The sequence below is a fragment of the Brevundimonas diminuta genome, assembly GCF_022654015.1.
GTDB lineage: Bacteria > Pseudomonadota > Alphaproteobacteria > Caulobacterales > Caulobacteraceae > Brevundimonas > Brevundimonas diminuta_C.
Genome location: NZ_CP073063.1, coordinates 1291153 through 1317644 on the forward strand (window position 1 = coordinate 1291153; position 26492 = coordinate 1317644).

Annotated in this window: 30 protein-coding genes; 11 read left to right on the top strand and 19 right to left on the bottom strand. The window is 67.2% G+C overall.

What is annotated here, in order from left to right; genetic code table 11:
- Positions 1 to 16 precede the first annotated feature (16 nt).
- The gene (locus tag KAK88_RS06305; protein ID WP_242078322.1) at positions 17 to 1819 is read left to right on the top strand and encodes an autotransporter domain-containing protein; all 1803 of its coding nucleotides are present in this window, start codon (positions 17 to 19) and stop codon (positions 1817 to 1819) included.
- Between the two features lie 22 nt (positions 1820 to 1841).
- Here the strand turns inward: KAK88_RS06305 and KAK88_RS06310 are convergent, their stop codons facing one another.
- Positions 1842 to 2405 (bottom strand): GGDEF domain-containing protein, encoded by a 564-nt coding sequence (locus tag KAK88_RS06310; protein ID WP_242078323.1) that lies wholly within the window; start codon positions 2403 to 2405, stop codon positions 1842 to 1844.
- Positions 2406 to 2588: 183 nt separating this feature from the next.
- Between KAK88_RS06310 and purE the strand changes: the two genes are divergently transcribed.
- A complete protein-coding gene (gene purE, locus KAK88_RS06315) occupies positions 2589 to 3080 on the top strand; it encodes a 5-(carboxyamino)imidazole ribonucleotide mutase (RefSeq protein ID WP_242078324.1) in 492 nt (163 codons plus the stop codon).
- Positions 3081 to 4163, top strand: coding sequence for a 5-(carboxyamino)imidazole ribonucleotide synthase (locus KAK88_RS06320; RefSeq protein WP_242078325.1), 1083 nt, complete (start codon positions 3081 to 3083; stop codon positions 4161 to 4163).
- 248 nt (positions 4164 to 4411) lie between these two features.
- Here KAK88_RS06320 and KAK88_RS06325 read toward each other — a convergent pair whose 3' ends face one another.
- On the bottom strand, positions 4412 to 5059 hold the full coding sequence (locus KAK88_RS06325) for a COQ9 family protein (protein ID WP_242078326.1): 648 nt from the start codon (positions 5057 to 5059) through the stop codon (positions 4412 to 4414).
- A 188-nt stretch (positions 5060 to 5247) separates the two neighbouring features.
- On the opposite strand from KAK88_RS06325, the gene rpsU reads away from it, so the two are divergent.
- The gene (gene rpsU, locus KAK88_RS06330; RefSeq protein ID WP_026108547.1) at positions 5248 to 5490 is read left to right on the top strand and encodes a 30S ribosomal protein S21; all 243 of its coding nucleotides are present in this window, start codon (positions 5248 to 5250) and stop codon (positions 5488 to 5490) included.
- A gap of 167 nt (positions 5491 to 5657) precedes the next feature.
- Here the strand turns inward: rpsU and KAK88_RS06335 are convergent, their stop codons facing one another.
- The 7 genes from KAK88_RS06335 to KAK88_RS06365 all read right to left on the bottom strand — a co-directional run bounded on the left by KAK88_RS06335 (position 5658) and on the right by KAK88_RS06365 (position 12137).
- Positions 5658 to 7016, bottom strand: a complete 1359-nt coding sequence (locus tag KAK88_RS06335) for an ABC transporter permease (RefSeq protein WP_242078327.1) — start codon at positions 7014 to 7016, stop codon at positions 5658 to 5660.
- The gene (locus KAK88_RS06340; RefSeq protein WP_242078328.1) at positions 7013 to 7960 is read right to left on the bottom strand and encodes an ABC transporter ATP-binding protein; all 948 of its coding nucleotides are present in this window, start codon (positions 7958 to 7960) and stop codon (positions 7013 to 7015) included. The genes KAK88_RS06335 and KAK88_RS06340 overlap by 4 nt, the downstream gene beginning before the upstream one ends.
- Positions 7961 to 8034: 74 nt before the next feature.
- On the bottom strand, positions 8035 to 9921 hold the full coding sequence (locus tag KAK88_RS06345; protein ID WP_242078329.1) for a CocE/NonD family hydrolase: 1887 nt from the start codon (positions 9919 to 9921) through the stop codon (positions 8035 to 8037).
- Between the two features lie 67 nt (positions 9922 to 9988).
- Complete coding sequence (locus KAK88_RS06350) at positions 9989 to 10630, bottom strand: M23 family metallopeptidase (protein WP_277928837.1); 642 nt, start codon at positions 10628 to 10630, stop codon at positions 9989 to 9991.
- Positions 10631 to 10798: 168 nt separating this feature from the next.
- Positions 10799 to 11023, bottom strand: coding sequence for a YdcH family protein (locus KAK88_RS06355; RefSeq protein ID WP_017505991.1), 225 nt, complete (start codon positions 11021 to 11023; stop codon positions 10799 to 10801).
- Positions 11024 to 11073: 50 nt separating this feature from the next.
- Positions 11074 to 11538 (bottom strand): TIGR02444 family protein, encoded by a 465-nt coding sequence (locus KAK88_RS06360; protein ID WP_242078330.1) that lies wholly within the window; start codon positions 11536 to 11538, stop codon positions 11074 to 11076.
- Complete coding sequence (locus KAK88_RS06365) at positions 11535 to 12137, bottom strand: UbiX family flavin prenyltransferase (RefSeq protein ID WP_242078331.1); 603 nt, start codon at positions 12135 to 12137, stop codon at positions 11535 to 11537. The genes KAK88_RS06360 and KAK88_RS06365 overlap by 4 nt, the downstream gene beginning before the upstream one ends.
- 116 nt (positions 12138 to 12253) lie before the next feature.
- Here KAK88_RS06365 and KAK88_RS06370 point away from each other — a divergent pair, with 116 nt between their 5' ends.
- Positions 12254 to 12427: a YdcH family protein gene (locus KAK88_RS06370; RefSeq protein WP_017505994.1), complete on the top strand. Its 174-nt coding sequence runs from the start codon at positions 12254 to 12256 to the stop codon at positions 12425 to 12427.
- 73 nt (positions 12428 to 12500) lie between these two features.
- Here KAK88_RS06370 and KAK88_RS06375 read toward each other — a convergent pair whose 3' ends face one another.
- Positions 12501 to 13166 (bottom strand): DUF1013 domain-containing protein, encoded by a 666-nt coding sequence (locus KAK88_RS06375; RefSeq protein WP_039245300.1) that lies wholly within the window; start codon positions 13164 to 13166, stop codon positions 12501 to 12503.
- Between the two features lie 220 nt (positions 13167 to 13386).
- On the opposite strand from KAK88_RS06375, the gene KAK88_RS06380 reads away from it, so the two are divergent.
- Entirely contained in the window at positions 13387 to 13992 is a 606-nt protein-coding gene (locus KAK88_RS06380; protein WP_161638845.1) for a beta/gamma crystallin-related protein, read from the top strand.
- On the opposite strand, the gene KAK88_RS06385 is transcribed toward KAK88_RS06380, so the two are convergent.
- Entirely contained in the window at positions 13989 to 14960 is a 972-nt protein-coding gene (locus tag KAK88_RS06385) for an NAD(P)H-quinone oxidoreductase (RefSeq protein WP_242078332.1), read from the bottom strand. The genes KAK88_RS06380 and KAK88_RS06385 overlap by 4 nt on opposite strands.
- A gap of 88 nt (positions 14961 to 15048) precedes the next feature.
- On the opposite strand from KAK88_RS06385, the gene KAK88_RS06390 reads away from it, so the two are divergent.
- Positions 15049 to 15252: a DUF1192 domain-containing protein gene (locus KAK88_RS06390; RefSeq protein WP_055754990.1), complete on the top strand. Its 204-nt coding sequence runs from the start codon at positions 15049 to 15051 to the stop codon at positions 15250 to 15252.
- Between the two features lie 109 nt (positions 15253 to 15361).
- On the top strand, positions 15362 to 15862 hold the full coding sequence (locus tag KAK88_RS06395; RefSeq protein ID WP_039245668.1) for a DUF1465 family protein: 501 nt from the start codon (positions 15362 to 15364) through the stop codon (positions 15860 to 15862).
- A 9-nt stretch (positions 15863 to 15871) separates the two neighbouring features.
- Here KAK88_RS06395 and KAK88_RS06400 read toward each other — a convergent pair whose 3' ends face one another.
- Both KAK88_RS06400 and rpmE read right to left on the bottom strand, forming a co-directional pair.
- Entirely contained in the window at positions 15872 to 17434 is a 1563-nt protein-coding gene (locus KAK88_RS06400; protein WP_242078333.1) for a L,D-transpeptidase family protein, read from the bottom strand.
- 159 nt (positions 17435 to 17593) lie between these two features.
- Entirely contained in the window at positions 17594 to 17818 is a 225-nt protein-coding gene (gene rpmE, locus KAK88_RS06405; protein ID WP_017506001.1) for a 50S ribosomal protein L31, read from the bottom strand.
- A 134-nt stretch (positions 17819 to 17952) separates the two neighbouring features.
- On the opposite strand from rpmE, the gene KAK88_RS06410 reads away from it, so the two are divergent.
- Positions 17953 to 19821, top strand: coding sequence for an ABC transporter transmembrane domain-containing protein (locus KAK88_RS06410; RefSeq protein ID WP_242078334.1), 1869 nt, complete (start codon positions 17953 to 17955; stop codon positions 19819 to 19821).
- Here the strand turns inward: KAK88_RS06410 and KAK88_RS06415 are convergent.
- The 6 genes from KAK88_RS06415 to KAK88_RS06440 form a co-directional block, all read right to left on the bottom strand.
- Entirely contained in the window at positions 19818 to 20849 is a 1032-nt protein-coding gene (locus KAK88_RS06415) for a glycerophosphodiester phosphodiesterase (protein WP_242078335.1), read from the bottom strand. The two genes, KAK88_RS06410 and KAK88_RS06415, sit on opposite strands and share 4 nt — an antisense overlap.
- A 40-nt stretch (positions 20850 to 20889) precedes the next feature.
- Entirely contained in the window at positions 20890 to 21693 is an 804-nt protein-coding gene (locus KAK88_RS06420) for an inositol monophosphatase family protein (protein ID WP_199060509.1), read from the bottom strand.
- A gap of 104 nt (positions 21694 to 21797) precedes the next feature.
- Positions 21798 to 22364: an elongation factor P gene (gene efp / locus KAK88_RS06425; protein WP_017504556.1), complete on the bottom strand. Its 567-nt coding sequence runs from the start codon at positions 22362 to 22364 to the stop codon at positions 21798 to 21800.
- Between the two features lie 103 nt (positions 22365 to 22467).
- Positions 22468 to 23028: a tryptophan-rich sensory protein gene (locus tag KAK88_RS06430; protein ID WP_242078336.1), complete on the bottom strand. Its 561-nt coding sequence runs from the start codon at positions 23026 to 23028 to the stop codon at positions 22468 to 22470.
- A gap of 69 nt (positions 23029 to 23097) precedes the next feature.
- Positions 23098 to 23598 carry a bacterioferritin gene (bfr, locus tag KAK88_RS06435; RefSeq protein WP_026108332.1) on the bottom strand — a complete coding sequence of 167 codons (501 nt, stop codon included), beginning with the start codon at positions 23596 to 23598 and terminating at the stop codon, positions 23098 to 23100.
- 141 nt (positions 23599 to 23739) lie between these two features.
- Positions 23740 to 23925 (bottom strand): (2Fe-2S)-binding protein, encoded by a 186-nt coding sequence (locus KAK88_RS06440; protein ID WP_017504559.1) that lies wholly within the window; start codon positions 23923 to 23925, stop codon positions 23740 to 23742.
- 130 nt (positions 23926 to 24055) lie between these two features.
- Between KAK88_RS06440 and thiE the strand changes: the two genes are divergently transcribed.
- Together thiE and KAK88_RS06450 are read left to right on the top strand one after the other, a co-directional pair.
- Positions 24056 to 24709: a thiamine phosphate synthase gene (thiE, locus tag KAK88_RS06445; RefSeq protein ID WP_242078337.1), complete on the top strand. Its 654-nt coding sequence runs from the start codon at positions 24056 to 24058 to the stop codon at positions 24707 to 24709.
- Between the two features lie 62 nt (positions 24710 to 24771).
- A complete protein-coding gene (locus tag KAK88_RS06450; protein ID WP_242078338.1) occupies positions 24772 to 26463 on the top strand; it encodes a sensor histidine kinase in 1692 nt (563 codons plus the stop codon).
- Positions 26464 to 26492 lie beyond the last annotated feature (29 nt).

A 26492-nucleotide genomic window follows, 5' to 3' on the forward strand; every position in this document is an offset into this window, starting at 1 on the left:
CTGCGGGAGGATATTCATGTCACGCTTCATCACCGGCGGCGCCGTCGCTGCCTTGGCGCTCGCCGCCTGCGCCTTTGCCGGCTCGGCCTCGGCCCAGACCTACAACCGTCTTGTCGTCTTCGGCGACAGCCTCAGCGACAACGGCAACCTGTTTCTGATCTCGGGAGGGACCCAGCCGCCGTCGCCGCCCTATGCGCGCCGCTTCTCGAACGGTCCGACCTTCGTTGAACTGCTGGGCTTCAACGCCGCCAACTTCAACGGCTCGGTCACGGGCAGCATCAACTACGCCTTCGGCGGCTCGCGCACCGACGCCTCGGCCGGCGTGCCGTTCGGCATGCTGAACCAGCTGTCTCGTTACACCGCTGCGGGCGGCCGTTTCAGCTCGACGGATCTGGTCAGCGTCCTGGGCGGCGCCAACGACATCTTCCAAGGCTTGCCCGCCGCCGGCGCTTCCGCCAGTCCGGTCGCCGCCATCACCCCGGTCGCCACGACCGCCGCCGGCAACATCAACAGCCTGGTCAACACCGTGGCGGGCGCGGGGGCCGGGACCATCCTGGTCACCAACCTGCCCAAACTCAGCCTGACGCCTCAGTTCCGCGGCACGACCGCCGCGCCTCTGGCCGACTTCGCCGTCACCACCTTCAACACCGCGCTCCAGACCAATCTGACCGCCACGGCCGCCGCCCGCCCAGGCAGCAACATCATCATGATGGACCTGTACAAGATCGGCGACACCCTGGCTGGCAATCCGGGCCTGTTCGGCATCACCAACATCACCCAGCCCTGCTTCAACGGGGCGACGGTCTGCTCCAACCCCGACAGCTACTTCTACTTCGACGGCGTCCACCCGACCGCAGCGGGCCACCGGATCATCGCCCAGCTGGCGACCGACTATCTCTACTATGGCGACATCGGCGCCCAATCGACCTTGCAGGGTGAGACGACCTATCGTCACCGCGAGGACGCCCTGGACGCCGCCGGCGAGGCCCTGTCGGGTCGTCAGCCGTGGGAGGCCGGCGTGTCCGTCACCACCTCGGCCCTGATCGACAGCGTCGACACCGACGCGCGCGGCTCGGTCACCAGTTCGTCCAGCGACGGCTGGGGCGCCCGCATCGCGCTTGAGGCCGGCCCCTCGGCCAACTGGCGCTTCGGTCTGGCCGGCACGGCGCGCAACACCGACGTCGAAAGCCAGGCGCTGCAGTTCAACGTCGAAAGCTTCGGCCTGGACGTCTATGGCGGCTGGCGCTCGGGCGATGTCTTCGTCAACGCCGCCGTCGGCGTGGCGCGCGACAACATCGACGACATCGAACGCACCACCAGCCTGGCGCCGATCGTCCACACCGCCGAAACCCGCGCGCTCAGCAGCGGCGCGCGTCTGCAAGGCGGCATGTGGTTCGACATGGGCGGCGTCGCCCTGTCGCCCCGCGCCGCCCTGGCCTACGTCTCCAGCGACGTGGACGGCTATTACGAACAGGGCGTCGGCGCCCAGTATCAATACGGCGACCGCACCGTGAAGGCCCTGACCGGCGAGGTCGCCCTGCGCGCCGAGGCGGAAATGGGCGGCTTCGGCCTGTTCGCCGAGGGCGGCTACCGCGACGCTCTGGACGACAGCTCCGATCCGGTGCGCGTCGGTCTCTACAACAACCCGGCCCAGGTGCTGTCGCGCGAGATCGACGATCCGTTCGGCGGACAGTTCCTGGCCTCGGCCGGCGTTGAGGGTTCGGTCGGCCCGGTCAAGGTGACGGTCGGCTATCGCGGCCGCTTCGGCGACCACGCCGACAGCCACATGGGCGGCATTCAGCTGAAACTGCCGCTTTAAGCGGCAGGGGCGGGAAGGGGCCTCAGCGCCCCTTCTTCCTCACCCACATGGCGGCGTCGGCCTCGGTCAGCCAGACCTCGGCGTCGGTATGGCCGTCCCAGGCGCGCACGCCGAACGAGCCGCCCAGTTCGGTCTTCTGGCCGTCCCAGACGAAGCCCTCGGTCTTAAGCGCCTCGGCCAGCTGACGCGCCTTGGCCCGGCCCTCTTCATATCCCGCGTGCAACATCAGCAGGGCGAACTCGTCCCCGCCCAGCCGACCCACCGCATCCGACTCGCGCAGATTGGCCAGGAGCAGCTCGGCCACCGCGACCAGGGCCGCATCGCCGGCGGCATGGCCCAGGTTGTCGTTGACGCTCTTGAACCCGTCCATGTCCAGATACAGCAGCACCGCCGGCACCCCGTGCCGCTGGCAATAGGCCATGGTCCGCTGCATCGCCGTGATGAAGCCGCGCCGGTTCAGGGCGGGCGTCAGCACATCGTGGTCGGCGGCGGCCTCGGCGGCCGCGGCGCGCGTCTTCCACGCTTCCAGCTCGACGCGCAGGCGCGCGATCTCGGCGGTCAGGTCGTGTTCAGCCACGTCGGTCACGGCGCAGGGATGGCTCCGAAGGCGCGACTCAGTCTGCGTCGCGCGGTCGAACGATGGTAGAGCGTGATCCGCCGACATTGAAGGCCGACATTACGGGGCGACGCGGCTGAAATCACGGTGTTGCGGTTGCGGGCGTCACCCGCGTGCTGTAACCGGCGCCTTTCCGCGAGGGGCCTTGCAGACATGGCGACTTCCGAAACCCCGGTGGCGATCATCATGGGCAGCCGGTCCGACTGGCCGACCATGAAGCTGGCCGCCGATCGCCTGGATCAACTGGGCGTCGCCTGGGACGCCAAGGTCGTCAGCGCCCACCGCACGCCGCAGCGCCTGGTCGATTTCGCCACGGGCGCCAAGGCCGCCGGATACAAGGTCATCATCGCCGGAGCAGGGGGCGCCGCCCATCTGCCGGGCATGGCCGCCTCCATGACCGAACTGCCGGTGTTGGGCGTGCCGGTCCAGTCCAAGGCGCTGAAGGGCATGGATAGTCTGCTGTCGATCGTGCAGATGCCGGCGGGCGTTCCGGTCGCCACCCTAGCCATCGGCGAGGCGGGGGCCGCCAACGCCGGCATCCTGGCCGCCCAGATCCTGGCCCTGTCGGACGAAGAGTTGGCTGGACGCTTGGCCGCCTTCCGCGCCGCCCAGACCGAATCCGTCGCAGAAACCGTCGAGGACTGAGTGCCTGATCTTCCGCTTCCCCCCGGTTCGACCCTCGGCATCATCGGCGGAGGCCAGCTGGGCCGGATGCTGAGCCAGGCCGCCTCGCGCCTGGGCTTCAACGTCGTGATCCTGGACCCCGAGGCCGACAGCCCGGCCGGCCGGGTCTCGGCGCGCCAGATCGTCGCCGCCTATGACGACCCCAAGGCCCTGTCGGCGCTGGGCCGCGCCGCCGATGTCGTCACCTTCGAGTTCGAGAACGTGCCGGCCGAATCCATCGAGCGTCTGGCCGAGGCCGGCGCCCTCGTCGCGCCGGGACCGACGGCGCTGCGCGTGTCGCAGGACCGGGTGGACGAAAAGACCTTCCTGAACGCCGTCGGCGCCCCGACGGTCGCCTTCGCCGTCATCGACACGCTGGACGACCTGGTCGTCGGCCTAACCGAACTGGGCTTGCCCGCCCTCCTTAAGACCCGCCGCGAAGGCTATGACGGCAAGGGTCAGGTCTGGATCCACGCCATCGAGGACGCGCCCGCCGCCCTGGAAAGCTTGGGGGGGCGTCCGGCCATCCTGGAGGCCAAGGCGACCTTCGTGCGCGAACTGTCGGTCATCGCCGCCCGCGACTGGGACGGCCATATGGCGGTCTATCCGCTGGGCGAGAACCGGCACGAAGGCGGCGTCCTGCGCACCACCCTGGCCCCCGCCGCCGTGGACGAGAAGACGCAAGTTCGCGCCCGCGCCATCGCCGAGGCGATCCTGGACGGGCTGGACTACGTCGGCGTTCTGGGCGTCGAGCTCTTCGACCTCGGCGACGACGTGCTTCTGGTCAACGAGATCGCACCGCGCGTTCACAACACCGGTCACTGGACCCAGGACGGCTGCGTCTGCGATCAGTTCGAACAGCATATCCGCGCCGTCGCCGGCTGGCCGCTCGGCCCCACGAAGGCCCACGCCCGCATCGAAATGACCAATCTGCTGGGCGACGAGGTCGAGGACTGGCGCAAGCTGTCGGCCAAGTCCGACGAACGCCTTCACCTCTACGGCAAGGCCGAGGCCCGCCCCGGCCGCAAAATGGCGCATGTGAACCGGGTGTTGGGCGTGGTCTGATCAGTCGACCTTAGTCGCGTCACACCGCACGAGATTGAGCAGGCCGTTGGGAATCGGTTTGCTCTCAACCCAGCAGACCTTCGGTTTCACTTGTGACGGCGGCTCTTGGTAAGAGAGTGCGCCCAAAAGCGCTGACCCGGCCAAAACGCCCACGCCACTCAAGACGATAGTCTTTTGCATCCTACACTCTCCGTTAGAGCGAAGGGGTCGCATGGGTTGCGTTCTTCCGCAACCTAGACGCGTTCGCTTTACGCCCTCGCCCCAAACCGCATGCGGCTCAGCGCGTCGCTGACCTTTCGGAACGGCGCGTCGAAGTCCTTGCCCGCCTTCCACTTCTCGAAGGCCATGACGTTTTCGATCCGGCGGGCGACGAAAGCCTCGGCCGTTTCGCGGCCGTCGAACCAGCGCATGGTCAGGGCGGGAATCAGGATGCCCGACAGGATCGTCCGCTTCGAATAGTGATTCCAGTCGGTCGCCTCGTCCCCGGCCCAGCGCCACAGATGATCCGCGCTCTCCCAGGCCAGTTTCAGCCCCAGGTCGGCGTTGACGGGCAGGGCGAGGAAGGCGGCGCAGCGACGCGTGGCCTCCAGATCGGCGGCGCCCGCCTCCATCCGCTCGGACACGGCGCGGGCGATTCGCTCGCGAATCTTCAGCGATTTGGCGTCGATCTCACCCAGAGCCGCCAGCGCTCGCGCATCGTGGCGGCGCGACAGCAGGGCCGCCAGATCGCGCGCGCCGTTGGGCAGCAGCAGTTCCTCGTCCCCCTGCGACAGGCCGCACGCCTCACAGGCTTCGCGCAACAGACGCGCGTTCCAGCCCAGGGCGGGCGCGCGGGCGATGGCGGCGTCCAGCACGGTCTGTTCGGTCCGGTCGGCCCAGTCTGTCGTCTCGGTCATAAGGGCGATCATACGCCGGTCGTCATGGCGTTTCGAGCCTTGAAGAATGGTCGCGACGATCTGGACAGAAGGGGGCGGCTCGTGTATCAGCGCGCCTTCATCCGAGAGCCCGGCTGTCGGAAGACGATTTTATTTTGTTCGCCCGTCTCCCTCACAGGACGCGGCGGGCGGCCAAAGGAGAGTTTAACCTGGTTCAGATTTTCGTTCGCGACAACAACGTCGACCAAGCGCTGAAAGCCCTGAAGAAGAAGATGCAGCGCGAGGGCAGCTTCCGTGAAATGAAGCGCCACGTGCACTTCGAGAAGCCCTCGGAAAAGCGCGCCCGTCAGAAGGCTGAAGCCATCCGTCGCGCCCGCAAGCTGGCGCGCAAGCGCATGCAGCGCGAGGGCCTGCTGCCCGCGCCGAAGCCGCGCGTCCCCGGCGGTCGTTAAGACCCCGGCGAAAGCCGAAAGATTTAAGGCCGCCTCCTTCGGGAAGCGGCCTTTTTCTTTGCTTTTCGTTTCTGCGGAGCGTGGGGCAGGGCTCTTCAAGTTTTGACGGAAGAAGCGCCGCGCCACCTCCCCATCGCGACGCGACGGGGAGGAGACAACCGTGCCGCCTACGCCCGCCCGGTGATGGCCCGGCCAAAGCTCTTCCAGCTCAGCTTCACGTCTGACAGGGCGCCGGCGCGGAAGGCCCGCCCGGCGATCCACACCATGAAGGCGGCGGTCGCGAACATGCCGATCAGCGTCAGAATCACCTCCACCAGCGGCGGATCGCTGGGCGCGCGCGCGCTCATCAGGAACGGGGTGAAGAAGGGAATCCAGGACAACACCTTCACCACCGGCGCATCCGGGCTCGTCAGGGCCATCTGCATCACCAGAATCGGCACGACCAGGATCATCATGATCGGCCCCATCAAGGTCTGGGCGTCGCGCGGCGTCTCGCAGAAAGCGCCGATGGCGGCGAACAGCACCGCATACATCAGGTAGCCGCCGACCATATAGGCGATGAAATAGAAGATCAGGCCGTCGTGCAGCAGCACCTGTCCGACCGTTGCCGCCGTCTCGGGCGAGGCCGAGATCAGGGTGAAGGCCCCGATCCCGCCCCAGACGCCCATGACCGTCAGGGTCAGCAGCGCCACGCCCAGCACCTTGCCCGTCAGGATTTCGGTCGCCGAGGCCGAGGACAGCAGCACCTCCAGGATCTTGTTCGACTTCTCCTCCATCACGCTGTTCAGCAGGATCGAGGCCCCTGTGATAACCAGCGACCACAAGAGGAAGCCGACGCCCAGGCCGATGAAGGACGGGATCCGGTCACGCATCGACACCTCGCCCCCGCTGGCCGCGCTGGGCGAGAAGGACTTCACCTCAGGCCGGAAGGTCTGAACCTCCTGCGCCACGGCGGGGGCGACCCCGGCGGCGGTCAGAAGTTCGGTGCGCCGGGCATCGCGCAGGGCGTTGCGGACGAAGCCTGAGACGTCGTTGTCGGTGGCGCGCGCGGTCCAGACCTGGGCGGCGGGCTTCCCATCCGTGCGGCTCAAGAACACCACGGCGTCGAGGCGCCTGGCCTTGGAGGTCTGTTTGTCCAGCGCCTTGCGGATCGCCTCGTCACGCGCCGGGCCGACGGCGTCGGCGATGGCGGGCGGTGCGTCGACCAGACGGATCTTGGGGCCGGTGATGGAGGCGACGGCGCGCCCGGCGCCCGCCTGTCCCTTTTCGGCGGCTTCGCGCAGGCGCTCGTTCTGACGATCCACATCGGCTTGCAGAGAGGCGCGCACGGCGGCGGCCAGCCCCGTCGCATTGGGGCCTTCCTCGATCACCGCCACCGACTTGATCGGCTCGGAGGCCTTGATCAGCGCCGGAATGCCGCCGCCCAGCACGGCGAACAGCGGAAAGGCAAGAAGCGACAGCCAGAAGCCGACGGTCTTGGCGTAGGCGACATATTCGCGTCGCGCGATCAGCAGGGTGCGGTTCATCGGGCAGCCTCCACGGATGCGACGGGTTGGTCGGGATGGTCGCCGGTCAGGCCGATGAAGGCGTCGTGCAGCGTCGGCTCCTTCAGCGCGAAGCCGCGCACGTCCAGCCCGTTCAGGAAGGCCGTCTTCAACGTGTCCTGACCCCCGGCGCCGGGCGCCAGGGCGATCTTCAGCCGACGCACGCCATCGACGTTGGACAGGGTCTCGACGCCCGCGACGCCGGGCAGGGCGGCGGCGTCGTCTGCGCTGATCGCGCCGTCCAGATACAGGAAGCGCGGCGAGGTGGCCTTGGCCTGATCCACCGTCCCTTCGAATGCCTTCTTGCCGCGGGCCAGCAACACGACCTTGTCGCACAGCCGCTCGGCATGCTGCATCACGTGGGTGGAGAACAGCACCGTGGCGCCGTTCGCGGCCAGCCCGCGAATCATCGCCTCCAAGCCCTGCTGGTTCATCGGGTCCAGACCGGAGAAGGGTTCGTCCAGGATGACGAACTCCGGCTGATGCACGACCGAGGCGATCAGCTGCACCTTCTGCGCCATCCCCTTGGACAGCTCCTTCATCTTCTTTTTCTGCGCCTCGCCCAGCCCCTGCTGCTCCAGCAGGGTCTTGGCGCGCTTGCGGCCCTCGGCGACCGGCAGGCCTTTCAGCGCGCCAAAGAAGGCGATGGCCTCGACCGGCGTCATCTTCTTGTAGAGGCCGCGCTCCTCGGGCAGGAAACCGATCCGGTCGCGCACCTTGCGCCCGTCGTCGGCGCCCAGGATCTCGATCCGCCCCGACGTCGCCGGCTGCAACCCCAGGATCATCCGTAGGGTCGAGGTCTTGCCCGCCCCGTTCGGTCCCAGAAAGCCGCAGATCGCCCCCTTCTCGACCTGAAAACTCAGATCGCGCACGGCGTGGAAATCGCCGTATCGCTTGTTCACCCTATCCAGCGTCAACGCCGCCATGTCGCCTCCCAAATCCCTGTCGTCAGACTAGAATCCGACGACAGGGGACGCCAGCGACTTCGGCGCGGGGGCGCCTATTTCACCACAGGCAGGTCGATGTAGGAGGCGTCGTCGCCCGCGTGATGGACGGCGTTGTCGGCGACCACGCCCTGGCTCTCGGTCTCGTTCGCCCCGCCCGTGTTCAGGTTGCGCACGAACTTGGGGAAGTTGGAGCTGGTGACTTCGACCCGGATGCGGTGACCGGGCTGGAAGGTGTTGCTGATGGTCAGCGGCGTGGGCTGCACGGTCGCCACTTGTCCCGGCGTCAGGGGCGCGGGGCGGTCATAGCCGTTGCGATAGCGCGCCCGCATGATGGTGTCGCCCAGGATATAGGCCGTGCCGTCCGGCGCCACATCCACCAGCTTGACCGCGAAATCGGTGTCGGGGGCAGAGGACGACACCTTCAGCACCGCATCAATGAAGCCGGTGACCTGCATCGGCTCGGTCAGCGCCTCCGACGTATAGACCAGCACGTCGTTGCGCGCCTCGATCGGCCGCTGATCGAAGGCCCCGGCCGTGACCAGCCCGCCGTTGCAGCAATCGCCGCCGCCGATGGTCTGGACCGGGTTCATCGGATCATAGCGATAGCGGTCTGCCGGCTCGCCGGCGGGCGGCGCCTGAAGGCTCAGCAGGCCATCGCCGTTCAGGCTGTTGGCCCCGCCGCCCGAGCGCAGATACATCCGCACCGTCTTGACCCCGGCCGGCGGCCACTGCGCGGCCGTGCGCCAGGCGTTTTCGCCCATGTTGAAATACTGCACGTGCGGCGTGCTCTCGGGGAAGGCGCGGCGCTCGCCCTTCAGCCAGCGGTCGAACCAGGCGTGCACCAGGGCGTCGCTGTCGAAAGTGGCGTCGCCCAGCGGCCGGTCGCCCGACTTGTAGTTCGGCCCCAGGCCGCCGAAGGCGCAGTGGTTGTTGGGGCCGACCACGACGTACTGGTGCTCGGCCGCCTCGCGATCCTGGGTCGTGGACCGGGCGTGGTTGAACAGCTCCATGTTCGGCCCGATCGAGACGTCATACCAGCTGTTGAACCACAGGGACGGCACGCCCCAGCCCATGTCGTCGTGATACAGGCCGCCCTGACGCCAGTCCGGATCGGACGGGGTGCGCGCGATCAGTTCCTCGAACGTGCCGGCCGGCTCGCCCAGGTCCTTCAGCATCTCGTTGACCGGCAGATGCCGGATCTGGCTGGGCCAGTTCACATCCGGCTTCTTGGCGTCCAGGTCGTTGTAGCGAACGATGCGGGCGCGGGTTTCCTGGTCGAGATCCATCGGGATCTGGGCACGCTGCGGGTTATCCACGCCGTACAGCCACACGAAGAACAGGTTGCGCGGCACGCCCCCGGTGTACCAGTTGCCCTGTTCCTGGAACCGTCCAACCTTGCCGATGCCTGCGCCCGAGGCCTGGGGCACCATGGCGGCGTGGGCGGGGTGGTTCTGTGCCGCCAGGGCCAGCTGCCATTCGGCGGACGACGAACAGCCCAGGGTGCCGACCTTGCCGTTCGACCAGGGCTGGGCCGCAATCCACGTCAGGGCGTCATAGCCGTCGGTCTGGGGATAGCCCAGGATCTGATAGTCGCCGCCCGAGAAATACCGTCCCCGCTCGTTCTGGATGACGAAGGCATAGCCCTTGCTGACCCAGCTCAGGGCCGAGCGTGTGGTGCGGGCGTTGTAGGCCAACTCGTTATAGGGCGTGCGCACGAACACGGTCGGCAAGGGGCCGGACGCGTTCTTGGGGCGATAGACATTGGTGGCCAGTCCCACGCCGTCGCGCATCGGCACCATGACCGCCATCTGCACATCCGCCAGGCGCGACAGCTCGGTCTGTGCGGCGGTTTCGCTGTAGCGCCCGTAGTCCTGCGCCGAGGCGGCGATGGGCGTGGCGGCCAACAGCCCCGCGACGACGGCGGCGACGATCTTGTTCATATTCATCCCTCCCAGAACGAGAGGGGACACTAGGATGTTTGCGACGTCCGTCGCAACGCAAGGGGCGTCAGCCCTTGGCCTTGACCGTCACTTCGAAATGCCGATCGACCACCTTGATCGGATTGACCTGGGCGCCGCCGCGACGGACCTCGAAATGCAGGTGCGGGCCGGTGGAATAGCCCGTGGAGCCGACCAGGCCGATGCGCTGACCGGGCGCGACCGCATCGCCGTTCGCCACATCGATCCGGCTGAGGTGGCCATAAAGGGTGCTCATGCCGTTGGGGTGGCGCACCTCGATGAAGTTGCCATAGCCCTCGGGGTCGTACCCCGTGCGAATGACTTCGCCCTCGGCGGCGGTGAAAACAGTCGTGCCCTTCGGCGCGGCGATATCCACGCCCTTGTGCGCGCGCGCCTTGGCTTCGATGGCCAGTTTGCGAAGGCCGAACGGCGAGTTGATCGCATAGCCCCGCACCGGGGCGGTGAAGGCGATCTGGCGCGTGATCGGACCTGCCTTCTCGACCTCGGCCTTCAGGGGCGGCGACACCGGCGCGGCGATCTGGGTCGGCGGCGACAAGGCGGCCTCACGCGCGGCGTTTGGCGCGGCGGCGGCGGCGAAAACGGCCACGGCGGCGAAGGCGGCCGTCTGGCCGGAGTGGATCAACAGGGTCTTGCACCGCGCCATCGGCGCGTTGGATAGCAGGCGTCGCATTCGGCGGCCTCTCCAGCGTCTCTACGCTCTGGAATGAAGGAAGCGGCGCCCCGACAGCGCACGGCGTTCCGTGGGAGGGCGGCTTATGCCAGCTGGCTTTGGCGACTTTGGGGCTAGGACAGGGCGGCGGATGGTCGCACGGCGGAACCGGCCGCCCGCCCGGCCAGATCAGGCGATGATGTCGGGTAGGATACGGTCTTCCAGCTTCACGATTTCGTCCTTCAGCGCCAGCTTCTTGCGCTTCAGCCGGGCGATCATCAGCTGATCGGGAATGGCGGCCTGACCCAGGGCCTCGATCGAGGCGTCCAGGTCGGCGTGTTCCTGACGCAGATGGTTCACCCGCGCCTGAAGCTCGGCCATTTCCTCGGTGATCGCAGGCGTGTCGTCGTTCATCGTGTCATCTCCACGCCGCTCGTCTCAGGCCGCTTATAGCCACGCTGATCTCAGGCCGGAAGGGCGTCTGCGAGCCGGATCAGGGCCGGGCGCGGTGTCACGTCCGCCCACATCCGGGCGGTGGCCGCCAGGCCGTCGATGATCGGGCGGGCCGGCCCGCCGGGTTCGGGCGCCAGCGCCTCCAGCGCGTCCAGCAAATGCCGCTCCGCCTCCAGCTCCAGCGCCTTGATGCGGTTGCGCACGCTTTCGCGCGAGCCGTCGTCGATGTCGGGCACCGGCGCCTTCAGTATCCGCCGCACCGAACGCAGCGGGGCGACCACGACGCTGTCCCAGGCCCGGGCGGTGTCGCAAGCCGCCTCAATCGTCTCTTCGTCGGGCTTTCGGCCCGTCGCCGCGCCCCAGGCGGACCACAGCAGCAAGGGCACGTTCTGGTCGTGGCTGTCCTGCAGCGCCAGACACGCCTCTCCAACGCCCGGCGCTCCATAGGCGGCGACCGCCCAGTCCCACAGCCTCATGACTTCAGGCCTTCCCAGCGCCGCACCGCGCCCCAATCCAGGCCGAACAGGTCCAGCGTCCGCCCTACCGACTGATCGACCATCTCCATGATCGAGTTCGGCCGAGCGTAAAGCGCGGGCAGGGGTGGGGCGATGGTCGCGCCCATTTCGGCTAAGGCCGTCATGGTGCGCAGGTGGCCCAGGTGGAACGGCGTTTCGCGCACCATCAGCACCAGCGGTCGCCGCTCCTTCAACGTCACGTCCGCCGCGCGTGTCAGCAGGGTCGAGGTCACGCCCGTCGCGATCTCGCTCATCGTCTTGATCGAGCAGGGCGCCACGATCATGCCCAGGGTGCGGAACGAGCCGGAGGCGATCGTCGCTCCCACGTCGCCCAGCTTGTGGACCACCGACGCCTTGGCCGTCAGTGCGTCGGGCGACAGATCGGTCTCCTGCGACAATGTGAGCAGGGCGGCCTTGGTCACGACCAGATGGCTTTCGACGCCCAGATCGTTCAGCGCATCCAGCACCCGGGCGCCATAGACGGCGCCGGAAGCCCCTGAAATTCCGACCACCAGTCTGTGGGGCGGGTTCCGTATGGCTCCGTTCACATCATCGTCCATTTTGGGGGTCAGCCTCCTTCGGGTCCGGGGCGACGGGCTGTCACTGGAAAGTGATTACACAGCGCGCCAAACCGGGCGCTCACTCTACTGGTCCCTAACCAAAGGAGGCGCAAGCCATGACCATCGAGGCTCGTATTCGCGAACTGGGTAATCGTCATCGCACCCTGGATGAGACCATCCAGAAGGAGCTTACCCGCCCGTCCACGGATCCGTTGCAGGTCAGGGCGCTGAAGCAGAAGAAGCTTCGGCTGAAGGAAGAAATCACCAGTCTGGAGGCGCGCGCGACCTAGCGCCGATCTCCCTGAAAACGACGACGGCCCCGGAGATCGCTCTCCGGGGCCGTTTTCGTTGCGCGAAGGCAGATCAGTCCTTGGTGCCGAACACCGATTCCGCCGTCGGCTCGGCGCCGGGACGTTGGCGGGCTTCCGGCACGAACTCGGGCTCTGCCTCGACCTGTTCGACGGGCTGGATCGTGCCGCCGCCGTTCTTCAGGTCGTCCTTGGCCTTCTTGTCGGCGGCCTTCTTGACGATCTCGTCCAGCGCCAGCTGTCCGACCAGGCCTAGGGTCACCGGATCGACCGGCTTGATGTTGGCGCTGTTCCAGTGGGTGCGGTTGCGCACGCTCTCGATGGTGGACTTGGTCGTGCCCAGCATCTTGGCGATCTGGGCGTCGGTCACCTCGGGGTGGTTGCGCACGAACCAGGCGATCGCGTCGGGGCGGTCCTGGCGACGCGACACGGGCGTATATTTCGGCGCCGGCTTTGCCGACTTCAGCAGTTCGGCGTGGCGGCTGACGATCGCCTTCATCCGGTAGTTTTCGTCACCCTGGGCCTTGTCCAGTTCTTCGCGGGTCAGCTGGCCGCCGGTGACGGGATCCACGCCACGGATATCGCGCGCCACGTCGCCGTCGGCGATGCCGCGGACTTCCAGCGGGTGCAGGCCGCAGAAGTCGGCGATCTGCTCGAAGCTGAGAGAGGTGTTGTCGACCAGCCAGACCGCAGTGGCCTTGGGCATCAGAATGTCGCTCATGGGGCGTTCGTCCCGGTGTTGTTGAGCCGCCGAAAGGGGCTTCGGCTGGCGTTGGATACGACGGCGCCCGGCCTTTCGACCGGGCGCGTATGATGCCGATATAGGCCTATTCGACACAAAAGAAAACGCTGAGCGACAATCCCATACAGCAACGGTTCATCCGCCCTGACGCAACCTTCGCGGTAATGAAGCTTTTCAGCTTCGGGAGAGGAGAACCACCATGTCCATTCTGCTTGGCGCGGCTCTGGCCGCAGCGATGGCCTCGGGCCAGGACTATGCACAGCAACGCGTCGCCCCGCGCGGCGGCTACACCCAGTCATGTTCGGAAGCCTATGTGAATCGCGGTCGTCTCTATGCCGATTGCCGCGATACCCGCGGCCGGATGCGCGGCACGTCGATCGAGCTGAACCGCTGCGGCGGCGAGGAGATCAACAACGACAACGGCCTGCTGGTCTGCGGGCGTTTCCGTGGCGACTATGAAGACAGCCAGCCCGGCCGTCCGGGCGGCGGCTGGGGCCCCGGCAACGGCGGCCCCGGCTGGGGCGGCGGCAATGGCGGCGGTTGGGGGCGGTCTTCAATCACCGTCTATGAGAACGCCAACTTCCGCGGCGCTTCACGTGAGTTCACCAGCGAGGACCGCAACCTGGGCCGCACGCCTTTCAATGACCGCATCAGTTCGATGCGCGTCGAAGGCCGCTGGGAAGTCTGCACCGACGCCGAGTTCCGGGGCCGCTGCCGCATCGTGGAGGGCGACGTCCGTTTCCTGAGCGGCGGCTTCAATGACAGCATCTCGTCACTGCGCCCCGTTCGCGGCGGGCGCTACTAAACGCTGAGCACAATCTTGCCGATGTGCCCGCCGTCTTCCAGTTCGGCGTGCGCATCGGCCGCTTGCTCCAACGCGAACACCGCCTGAACCGGCGGCTTCACCTTGCCGGATGCGACCCACGGCCAGGCGGTCGCCTCGACAGCCGCGGTCAGACGCGCCTTTTCGTCCGCCGGGCGGCTGCGCAGCGTCGATCCGGTCAGTGTCAACCGCTTCAGCATGATCCGCTGCAAATCCATCTCGACCTTGGGGCCGGTCAGAGAGGCGATGACGACCCAGCGCCCGCCCACATTCAGACTGTTCAGGTTCAGGGCGGCGTAATCGCGCCCCACCATGTCCAGAACCACGTCCGCGCCGCCCGCCTCGCGGATCTGCGCCTCCAGATCATCGCTCTTGGCGTCCAGGCTGATGTCCGCGCCCAGCGCCTTGGCGGCTGCGGCCTTGTCCGCCCCGCGTGAGGTGGCGATCACCCGGGCGCCGGCCGCCTTGGCCATCTGGATGGCCGTCACGCCGATGCCGCTGGTCGCGCCATGGATCAGCAAGGTCTCGCCGGCCTTTAAAGCGCCGCCCTCGAACACATTGGCGAAGACGGTGAAGACGGTTTCCGGCAGCACGGCCGCCTGTACGAAATCCAGACCCCCGGGGATCGGCAGGATGTGACGCGCATCCACCACGGCCAACTCCGCATAGCCGCCGCCGCCCAGCAGGGCGCACACCCGGTCGCCGACCGCCCAGCGCGTCACGCCCTCTCCGATGGCCTCGACTTCGCCGGCGATCTCAAGCCCCAGAATATCCGACGCACCGGGGGGAGGGGGGTAGGCGCCGGCGCGTTGCAGCAGGTCCGGCCGGTTCACACCCGCCGCCCGAACCCGGATCAGCACCTGACCCGGCCCGGCCACGGGATCGGGCCGTTCGGCGATCTTCAGGGCCTCGGCGGGTCCGGAACCGCCTTCGATTTCGATCACGCGCATCGCACTCGCCTTGCATTCGTCCGTATCCGGGCGTTCAGATAGGGACCGTGGACCGTCTTGGCCATGACAGCGCGAAAGGAAGGCGACGATGTTCGAAGATCTTGAACCCCGCCCGCAACGCGGCGAACCGCTGCGGGCCCTGTCACGCGAAGACCTGGATGTTTACGCCGTCGAGGATTTGCAGGAGCGGATCGCCGCGCTGGAGGCCGAGATCGCGCGCTCGCGCGCCGCGATCGAGACGAAACGCTCCAAGAAAAACGCCGCCGACGCCCTGTTCAACTTCGGTTCGTGATCGCGAATGATCCGCTGGCATGGCATGAGCGTTGCATCTTTCGTGCGAACGGCCCCGCCAGGCGCCGATTGCAGGACGGACCCGACCTTCTCTGATGATCAATGCTCAAATGACCTCCGCTCCGTCCCCCGCTGACCGCAGCCGCACCGTTCGCGATTTCGCCCGGTCCGAGCTGTTCGATCGCACCTTCCGCGAAGGCATGGAGCTCGTCGAGGAAACCGCCGCCTATCTGGACGGCGAGGGCCGTCGCGATTCCAAGATGCTGTCGCGCGCCGCCGCCTTGGCCTATGCGGCCGAGAGCATGAAGCTGACCACCCGCCTGATGCAGATCGCCTCCTGGCTCTTGGTCCAGCGCGCCGTGCGCGAAGACGACATGTCGCCGGAAACCGCCTGCGAGCCGCGCTATCGCCTGAACGAGCGCCGCATCGACGCGGAGCCGAGCCACGCCGAACTGCCGATCGCCCTGATCGAATACCTCGTGCGGTCGGAAAAGCTGTTCGACCGCACCCTGTATCTGGATCGCCGTATGTATTCAGACGATCAGGAACAAGCCCCGGAAAACCCGGTGCTCAGCCAGATGGGCATGCTTGAGGCGGCCTTCAGGGGCTGATCGCCCCCTTTACGGCCCGACGTCGTTGGCGTCGGCCCGGCCGTCGTCGATGGGCTTGGGCAGATTGACGCCGATGCCCAGCGCCTGCGCCAGCTTGTCGTCGCGGCCATAGACGTCCTCGCGGAACGCCACCCGGCCCTGACCATCCACGAAGGCGGTCCAGTACAGCAGCCGCACCGAGATCTCGCGTCCGGTGGTCACGCGCGTCGTCTCGCGCGTGTCCTGCGCCGTGTCGAACTGGGCCAGTTTGGTCGGATCGGGCGACAGCAGCAGGCGGGCGAATTCCACGGCATTCTGCACCCGCACGCAGCCGTGGCTGCGCTGACGCGTGGACAGGTTGAAGGCGGCCTTCGACGGCGTGTCGTGCAGGAAGATGGCGTAACTGTCGCGCAGTTCGAACTTCACATAGCCCAAGGCCGAGCGCGGACCGGCGCGCTGGATGACCGTGCCGTCCTTCACATACATATCGTTGGCGGCCAGATACCCCGGCCCCTTAGGCAGGATTTCGCGGCGCGCGATGCCGGCCGGCACATACCAGGGCGGATTGGCCACGACCGAGGCGAACGGCTTCTCCAGGCTGGGCGTCTGGTTCTCGGCCGAGCCGACGACGACGCGGTTGGAGTGAACCGGCTTGCCGTCTTTCCAATACACCATGATGGCGGCGGCGGTGTTGACCTCGATCCGCTCGGGCGCGACCTCGCGCTTCAGCCAGCGACGACGCTCCAGGTTCAGCGCGATCTGACGCGCACGGTCCTCGGCCGAGGCGCCCAGCGAGCGCTGGGTGCCCGCGCCGATCCGCCCGTCGGCGCCCAGGCCATGGCGGTTTTGGAAGCTCTGCACCGCACGTTGCAGTTCGGCGTTGTAAACTAGGCCCTGCGACTTCAGCCGTGCGCCGTCTGCGGCCGACAGGTCGCCCTCGGCCGTCAGGCGGTCGATCAGGGCGGGGATGCGGCGATCGCTGTTGCCCGGCTCGATGGTCGCGCCCTGGTTGAAGCGGGGCCAGCCGCCCTGCGCCGCCAGACGACGATAGCGGACATAGCCGGCCGACAGGTTCTGATAGCCGATGTCGGTTGGCGCCAGGCCGTCGTACCATTGGCCCAGCACATTGCGGGTCAAGGCGTCGCTGAGACCGCGCGGCAAGTCCACGCGGTTCTTCTGCATTTCCCACAGGTCCTCGACCGTTTCGGGCCGCACCTTGCCCTCGGCCAGGACGCGCGCGTAGGCCAGCGCCGCCGCCGTGGTCCGCAGGTCCGCACTCGCCGGATCGGCGGCCAGCCCCACGAAGTCGAAATAGTCAGAGCCCGCCAGACCATGGCGATTGGCGCCGGCCGCGACGGTGTTCAAGGCGCGCACCCGGTCGGCGTTCCACACCGACCGCCAGCCGTTCATTTCATAGAAGGCGCGCACATCCGCCTGCTGCGTCTCGGGCAGACGCGAAATCTGGTCGTTGAAGCTGTTGTAGAAGGCGGTCGCCTCCGGTCCGCGCTGCACAAAGACCTGCTGCGCGCGCGCCGCCGAGCCAAGGGTCATGGCCGCCGTCGCGACGCCCAGACCCAGTTGCCGTCTATTCATCGTCTTCCGCTTCTTCGATCGCTTCGGCCAGCGTGGCCGACGCCCCTGGTACCCGAACGCCCCCACATTATCGGTGTTCCGACCAAACAAAAAGCGCCGGCCTTGCGACCGACGCTCTTGGTGTTCCGATTGCTGCGAGATGTCGCAGCCAGGACGCGCTTACTTCTTGATGAAGCCGGCGAACTTGTTGTTGAAGCGCGAGACGCGGCCGCCGCGGTCCATCAGCTGGGCGTTGCCGCCCGTCCAGGCCGGGTGGGTCGACGGATCGATGTCGAGGGCCAGCTTGTCGCCTTCCTTCCCGTAGGTCGAACGGGTCTGGTAGGTGCTGCCGTCGGTCATCACCACGGTGATGAAGTGGTAGTCGGGATGGGTATCCGCCTTCATGGTCGTCGTCCGGTCTCTGCGCGGTGACGATGCCGACCGTCCGTGCGCGTGAAATGAGAAACCCGCCAGAAAGCCGGCGGGAATGAGGGGCGGCGTTTACACCGGGGGGCGTTCCGGGGCAAGAGGCGGGCGAAATGACCGATCAAGCCGCCGCCTCCGCCTCTTCCGCCAACCGCGCCTCGGGCATGGCGTCGCTGGAGGGGCGGCCCAGCGCGGGCGCCCTTCTGGCCGAACAGATGTCCGAAGCGGGCGCCAAGCGCGCCAAACGTCGGGACATCCGCCCGCTGGCGCGACTGATTCCCTTCGCCATGCGCCACAAGGGTCATGCCCTGATGGCGGTCTTCTGGCTGCTGTTGTCCACTGCCGCCTCGCTGGGCCTGACCGCCCTGGCCCGCGGCGCCATCGACCATGGGTTCGAAGCCGGCGGCGCCAATCTGAACATCTGGTTCCTGCTGCTGGGCGCCAACGCCCTGTTCCTGGGGCTGGCGACCGCCGCCCGCTACTATTTCGTCACCCGCACGGGCGAGCGCGTCATCGCCGATGTGCGCAAGGGTCTGTTCGGCCGCATCCTGACGCTGGACCCGTCCTTTTACGCCCATATGCGCACCGGCGAGGTGCTGTCGCGCCTGACCACGGACATCGCCCTGGTCGAGACGTTGATGACGACCTCGATCTCCTACGCGCTCAGAAACTTCCTGACCCTGATCGGCGGCGTGGCCCTGCTGTTCTTCGTCAGCCCAAAGCTGACCGGCTTCGTCCTGCTGGTCGTGCCCTTCCTCCTGGGGCCGATCTTCATCTTCGGCCGCAAGGTGCGCAAACTGACCGTGGCGTCTCAGGACCGCTTCGCCAACGCCGTCGGCTTCGCCGGTGAAAGCGTGGACGCCATCGAGACGGTCCAGGCCTTCGGCCGCGAACAGAGCGCCATCACCCGCTTCGGCGCGGCGGTCGAGGACGCCTTCAACGCCTCCCTAACCCGGATGCAGGCGCGCGCCTGGATGACCGCCCTGATCATCGTCGTCATGTTCGGCGGCGTGACCCTGGTGCTGTGGCTGGGCGCCCAGGACGTGGTGAGGGGCGCCATGACACCCGGCGCCCTGCTTCAGTTCGTCCTTCTATCGGTCTTCGCCGCGGGCGCCGTGGGCGCGCTCGGGGAAAGCTGGGGCGACGTGCAAAAGGCCGCCGGCGCCATGGAGCGGATCGAGGAGCTGATGCGCGCCGTCGCCGGCATCGCCCCGCCGCCGCAGCCCACGGCCCTGCCGACGCCCCCGCGCGGCGAGGTGTCGATGTCGGCCGTCGGTTTCGCCTATCCGGGCCGCCCCGACCTTCCGGCTTTGAAGGGCTTCAGCCTGACCGTGCGCCCCGGCGAGACGGTCGCCCTGGTCGGCCCGTCCGGCGCTGGCAAGTCCACGGTCTTCCGCCTGCTGCTGCGCTTCTATGATCCGCAGACCGGCATGGTCTCGGTCGACGGCGTCGATGTGCGCCAGGCCGATCCCGTCGCCGTGCGCGACCGCTTCGCCTGGGTGTCGCAGGAAACGCCGCTGTTCTCGGGTTCGGCCTTGGAAAACATCCGCTTCGGCCGCGAGAACACCACCTTGGAAGAGGCCCGCGCCGTCGCCGAAAAGGCCCAGGCGCTCGGCTTCATCGACGCCCTGCCCGAAGGGTTCGACACCCCGCTCGGCGAGCGCGGCAAGAGCCTGTCGGGCGGCCAGCGCCAGCGCCTCGCCATCGCCCGCGCCCTGGTCCGCGACGCCCCCATCCTGCTGCTCGACGAGGCCACCAGCGCGCTGGACGCCGAAAGCGAACGCCTGGTCCAGGTCGCCCTCGATCAGGCGATGGAGGAGCGCACCACACTGGTCATCGCCCACCGCCTCGCCACCGTCCTGCGCGCGGACCGCATCGTCGTCATGGACGACGGCCGCGTGGTCGAAGAGGGCACCCACGAGCAACTCGTCGCCCAGGGCGGCCTTTACGCCCGCCTCGCCGAGCTTCAGTTCCGCAACTAGGGCGCCGTGGTTCGCGCCAGGGCCGGGAAGTCGCTGAACAGCGCATCGACCCCTGCTGCGACGAAGGCTGCGGCATAGCTGGCCATGTCGCCGTGCCCGGCCGGGTCGTCGCCTCTGCGTCGCTCGACCGGCAGGAAGGCGTTCTCGGCCCGTAGCGTCCAGACCACGACCTTGAGGCCCGCCGCATGGGCGTCGGCGACCAGGGGGCTCGGCGCGGTCGTGCGACCTTCGGCGTTGCGCGGCAGAACCAGGGTCATCTCCGGCGCGACCCAGTCGGCGTAGGCGGCGATGGCCCTTAGCCCCTCGGGCGTGATCATCTGCGCATAGGTCACGTCCGCCCGGTCCGCCGGTCCGCCCTTGGCGGCCACGAGTTGAGCCAGCGTCGCATCGATCCGCGTCGCCAATCGTTCCAGCGGCCCGACCTCGAAACACTGGATGATGATCGGGGCCTCGGCGCCCGTCAGACCCAGCCGCTCCAGTTCCGCGACGAAGCCGTCCTCCATTGGCAAACCGATCGCGGCGAAATAGGTCGGGTGCTTCAACTCCGGCGCCACGGCGATCGTCCGCCCGGTGCGCGTCGAGGCCTCGCGCGCGATGGCGACGACCTCGTCGAAGGTCAGTATCGGCTCCTGACCGTCATGGGCGGCGCTGTCCCGTCGAAATGCGGGCAGCCGCTCCCTGGCCCTCAGCGTCTTCAACTCGGCCAGGGTAAAGTCTTCGGTGAACCAGCCGGTGATCTCGACCCCGTCGATGGTCTTGGTCGTCCGACGGCCAGCGAACTCGGGCCGGTCGCCCACGTCCGTCGTGCCGCCGATCTCGTTCTCATGCCGATCGACGAAGACGCCGTCCCTGGTCAGCACCAGATCCGGCTCGATCACGTCCGCGCCCTGTTCGATCGCCAGCTCATAGGCCGCACGCGTGTGCTCGGGCCGTTCACCGGACGCGCCACGATGGGCGATGATCAGGGGCTGGGCCAAGGCTGGCGTTCCGGTCAGAAGGACGAGGCCGCACAGGATGAAACGGATCATCCGCCTTGGATAGGGCAGGGGCGCGTCGCCCCTATGACGATCAGCCCTGCAGAACCTTGCGCAGGTGCGGATGCAGTTCGGTGTTCGACGCCAGGATGGACTTGCCCGTCTTGGGATCGCCGTCGTTCTCGATGGTTGTGACCCGGCCGCCGGCCTCGGTGACGAACAGGATGCCCGCCGCCACGTCCCAGGGCTTCAGATTGCGCTCATAATACGCGTCGTAGCGACCGGCCGCGACCCAGGCGAAGTCCAGGGCGGCCGAACCCAGGCGACGGATGCCCGCAACGCGCTGGCCCACGGCGTGCAGGTCCTTGATCGACTGGGCGTGACCCGACTTGCCGATGAAGGGCAGGCCGGTGGCGATCAGGCTTTCGGACAGATCACGACGGCCGGCGACGCGGATGCGCTGGTCGTTCAGATAGCAACCCTTGCCCTTCTCGGCCCAGAACAGCTCGTTCATGACGGGGTTGTAGGTCACGCCGGCGACGATCTCGCTCGACCCGTCGGGCGCGCGGCGCTCCAGCCCCACCGTGATGGCGAAGTGAGGCATGGCGTGCATGAAGTTGGTGGTGCCGTCGATCGGATCGACGATCCAGGTGTGGGACTTGTCCGTCCCCTCGATCATGCCGCGTTCCTCGCCCAGGAAGCCGTAGCCGGGGCGGGCCTTCATCAGCAGTTCGTAGAGCGTGTCTTCGGCCTTCAGGTCGGCGGCCGTGACGAAATCGCCGGGGCCCTTTCTCGACACCTGAAGCTGGGAGACTTCGCCGAAGTCGCGCAGCATCGGGCGGGCGGTCTTGCGCACCGCATCGGTCATGACTTGGAGCAGGGCGGAGGCGAGGGCCATCGGGGAATCTCCTGGTCCGAAAGTCCTTCAAAGCCGTAGCCGGACAGTCGGAGAAGTTCAGAAAGGAACGGCCCCAACAGGGGCCGCTTTAGCGTGTTGGTCTGTCAGTCCGCGCGGCGGACGTATTCGCCGCTGGTCGTATCGACGACGATACGCTCGCCGGCCGACATATAGGGCGGGATCATGATGCGCACGCCGTTCGACGCCAGCGCGGGCTTGTAGGACGAAGAGGCGGTCTGGCCCTTCACGGTCGGCTCGGTCTCTGCGACTTCCAGCACGACCTGATCAGGCAGTTCCAGGCCGATGGGACGCTCTTCGTGCATCTCGATGACGACCTTCATGCCTTCTTGCAGATAGGGGATGCGCTCTTCGCCGACCCAGTCCTTCTGCAGTTCGATCTGCTCGTAGGTGGCGTCGTCCATGAAGACCAGGCTGTCGCCGTTGTCGAACAGATAGGAGAAGTCCTTCTGTTCCAGCGTCACGCGCTCGACCTTGTCTTCCGACCGGAAGCGCTCGTTCAGCTTGTTGCCGGTTTCCAGGTTCTTGGCCTCGACGTTGGCGAAGGCGCCGCCCTTGCCGGGCTTGACGTGGCTGGCCTTGGTGACGACCCACAGGCCGCCATTGTGCTGCAGGACCATGCCGGGCTTGATGGTGTTGCCGTTGATCTTCATGGGGTCACATCGGAAATGGAGTTGCGCCCTGGCACCGTTCGGGGCGAGGCGAATAGGGCGCGATCCCTAGAGGAAGCCCCGATAAAGGGCAAGGCGACGCAACCTAATGCAGAGTGCGCCCGCTCGAGGCGTCATCGGCCTTGCGATGCAGGAAGTTTCCGAACCGCACGCCCGACCCCAGCGGCGCCGCCATCTTGCCGGCCCCTTCGTCCAGCTTGCGCGCTTCGTGGGCGAAGGCGGCGGCCAACCCGGCCGACGACATGGCGGCGACCACCTGACGCGCCATCGACGACGGACGCAGGCCCAGCCAGACGGCGTTCACCGTCTGGGCCGCCAGCCAAAGGCCCATGGCGCGGGTTCGTTCGGGGCGCGACGGCGCATTCCAGACCCGAACCGCGGACAGGGTGGTGGCGGAAAACACGGCGGGCAGGATCAGGCTGAAGGCGCCCCGCGGCTTCTCGGTGATCGGCAAATCCTTCTTGCGGACCTGTTTCAAATTGCGCTTGGGCGTCAGGGCGCCCGAGGCGATCCCATGCGCCAGCAGAGCGAAGCCGACGGTCAGGGCGATCCCGGCGACCACATGGCTGGCGCTGCGGCCCTCGCTGTTCAGCAAGTCCATGGCGGCGTCGCGCACGTCGTCGATGGCGTCGTCGATATCGGTCATGGTCCGCTCCAGCTTGGCCCTGACAGGCTAATGGCCGGAGCGGATTGGAGTTCCGTCGGAAGGCAGAGCTTAGTTGCCGGTCGCCGCGCCGTCGGTGACGATCTCCTTCATCGCCGATTGCAGATAGTTCTGCGCGCCCATCAGCTCGATCAGCTTGTGCTGGTTTTCCAGGAAGTCGATGTGCTCTTCGGTGTCGGCCAGGATCTTCATCAGCAGGTCACGGCTGACGTAGTCGCGGGTTTCCTCGCACTGGGTCACGGCGGCGGCGGTCGTGGCGCGGCTGTCCAGTTCCAATTGCAGATCGGCGCCAAGGCATTCGATCGGGTCTTCGCCGACCTTCAGCTTGTGCAGGTCTTGCAGGTTGGGCAGGCCGTCCAGGAACAGGATGCGTTTGATCAGCATGTCGGCGTGCTTCATCTCGCCGATCGATTCTTCGTAGATCACATTGCCCAGGTGCGCGAGGCCCCAGCTTTCGAACATGCGGGCATGCAAGAAGTACTGATTTACGGCCGTCAGCTCGTTGGTCAGCACTGCGTTCAGCGTGCGCAGGATTGCGGGGTCGCCCTTCATGGCCATGGTCCTTGGTCTCGCCACGGCGCTGTCGCCGTCTGTCGAGCGCAGCCATAACACAGTAAAACGCACCGTGTTTATTTGCGAGTTTTTATCACTGCATTGAGAGTGCGAGTGACTGTCGCCCGCACGCGAAGCAAACTATTCGGCTGCGAGTGCGAACGCTTCGCGGCTTTCCTGAATCATCTGACGCATCTCACAGACGCATTTGGCGCACTGGGCCTGGCACTGGTTTCGCGCAAAGATATCGCGCGGACGGCAGGCGCCGGCCTCAATGGCCTGGGCGACATCACGCTGGCGAAGACCGTTACAGTTGCAGACGTACACGAGGCGCTACACGTTTCACTGACTGAGAATGGTTCGCTATAGCAGTCCTTAAGGCGATTGCAAGTCGTTCGCATGGCTTAGCTGGCGGTGGGCCGTTGACGGATCGTCGCGGGGGCGGGCAATGACGGGCATGGCCCGAACACCCACCGTCCCCCAGCGTCCGCCCTGCCGGCTGTATCTGATCACGCCGCCCGCGATCGCCGACCTGAACGCCTTTGCGCGGACCCTCGATCAGGCCCTGGCCGCCGGCGATGTCGCGGCCTTGCAGATCCGGCTGAAGCCCGCCGACGACGCCGCCATCCGCACGGCGGTCGAGGTGCTGGCTCCCATTGCGCGGCGTCATGATGTCGCGGTTCTGCTGAACGACCGGCCCGATCTGGCGCGGGCCACAGCCTGCGACGGCGTTCACATTGGCCAAGACGACGGCTCGCTGGCCGAGGCACGGCGTATCATGGGGCCGGACGCCATGATCGGCGTCACCTGCCACGACGACCGCGATCTGGCCTGGGATGCCGCAGAGGGCGGCGCCGACTACGTCGCTTTCGGCGCCTTTTATCCCACCGCTACAAAGGAAACGGTGCATCGCCCGCCTCTGGACATCCTGACGGTGTGGCAAGAGACGGTCGAGACGCCTTGCGTGGCCATCGGCGGGATCACGGTCGACAACGCCGCCGAGTTGGCGCAGGCCGGCGCCGACTTCGTAGCGGTTAGCGGCGGGGTCTGGAACCATCCCGACGGCCCGGCCGAGGCCGTCAGGCGCTTCAATGAAAAATTGAGGCCCTGACTTCAGGGGATATTAGGAACCGGCTGATCCTATGCCGACCTCTGATTGGTCGGAACCTGTCCATGATCCTGAGCCGCGCGCTCAATGTCGATGATCCCCACAGCGCGTCCGTGAAGGGCGTACTGGCGGCTGGCCATCGGCCGAGCCCCGGCGGCGCCGACGGTCCGGACGGTTCCAGCCCGCTAGTCCCGGTGCTGACGGGCGTGGCGGTCGCCATCCTGGTCGCCGTGGCTGTGGCGTATGGCCGCTCGGCCGGGCTGGTCGCCGGCCTGTGGGGCGCCAGCGGCGTCGCCGTCGCCGTCTGGCTGCGCACCAGCCGTGGCCGCGCCAGCGACCTCACCTTCGCCGGCGTCCTGACCGTCAGTATCCTGATCGGAGAGATCATCGCCGGCAACAAGCCGCCGCTGGCCCTGGCCTTCACCGTCGCCAACATGATCGAGATCGTGGCGGCCGTTATGCTGGCACGTCGCTTCTCGTCCACGCTCAATCTGTCCAGCCTGAATGGCGCGGTCAGCTTCCTGTTCTTCGCGGCGGTCCTGGCACCGATCCCCGCCGCCCTGTGCAGCGTTCTGATCCTGTCGCTGATGGGCCAGGGCGACATCGTCTGGCAGGGTTTCCAAACCTGGTGGCTCGGCCACACCCTGGGCATCGCCGTCCTAGGGTCGCTGGGCATGTCGCTGACGCCTGCGATGTTCGCCCGCCTGCTGAAGCCCAGGAAGCTGTTGGAAGCCGTCATTCTGATCGGCCTGGTGCCCGTCTTCTATTATGTCGCTTTCACGGGCGACGTGCCGATGGGGTTCGTCCTGCTCCCGCTGTTGCTCGGCATCGCGGTCCGGCTCGGCGTCGCCGGCGCGGCATTCACCCTGGTCGTGATGAGCATCCTGTTGGTCGGCAGCGCCATGATCGGTCATGGCCCCTATGCCCAGGGCGACCTGACCCACCAGGTTCTGATGGCCCAGATGCTGGTGCTGATCGGCTACATGCCCGTCCTGCTGGTGGCCTCGTTGCTGGAAGAGCGTGACCTTCTTGCGGAGCGCGCCCGCGTTGGTCGCGAACGCGCCGAAAAGGCTTCGGAGGCCAAGTCCCGCCTGCTCGCCAATGTCGCGCACGAGATCAAGAGCCCCGTCGCCGGCATCATCGGCATCGGCGATCTGTGGCGGCAGGGCCATCTCGGGCCGGTCTCGGCCCAGCAGGCCGAGATGTCCGACATGCTGGTCAAGACCGCGCGGCAGGTCGAAACCCTGGCCCACGATCTGCTGGACGTGGCGCGCGCCGAATCCGGGGCGGTCCGGGTCGATCTGCGCCCGACCGACATTCCGGGCCTGCTGGAAGACGTGCGTCGCACGTGCCTGCTGTGGCCCGACGCCGACCGCGTCGCCGTCGAGGTGGTGTGCGAGGGCGATGGCTTGATCGCGGTCGCGGACTCCCAGCGTCTGGCCCAAATCATCACCAATCTGACCAGCAATGCGCTGAAATACGGCGGCTCCGGCGGCCGCGTCATCCTGCGCGCGCTTCGTCAGGATGACTGCGTCCGCATTGAGGTCAGCGATTTCGGCCCCGGCCTTTCGCTTCAGAAGCAGGCGCAGCTGTTCGAGCCCTTCAACCGCCTGGGCCTCGAGCGTTCGACGGTCGAGGGGCACGGCGTCGGCCTGGCCCTGGCCAAGCGGTTGGTCGAGTTGCAGGGCGGCTCGATCGGCGTGATCTCCGCGCCGGGCGAGGGCGCCACCTTCTGGGTCGCGCTGCCCAAGGCGTGAGGTCGCGCTTGCGGTCGCACGCCGCCCGC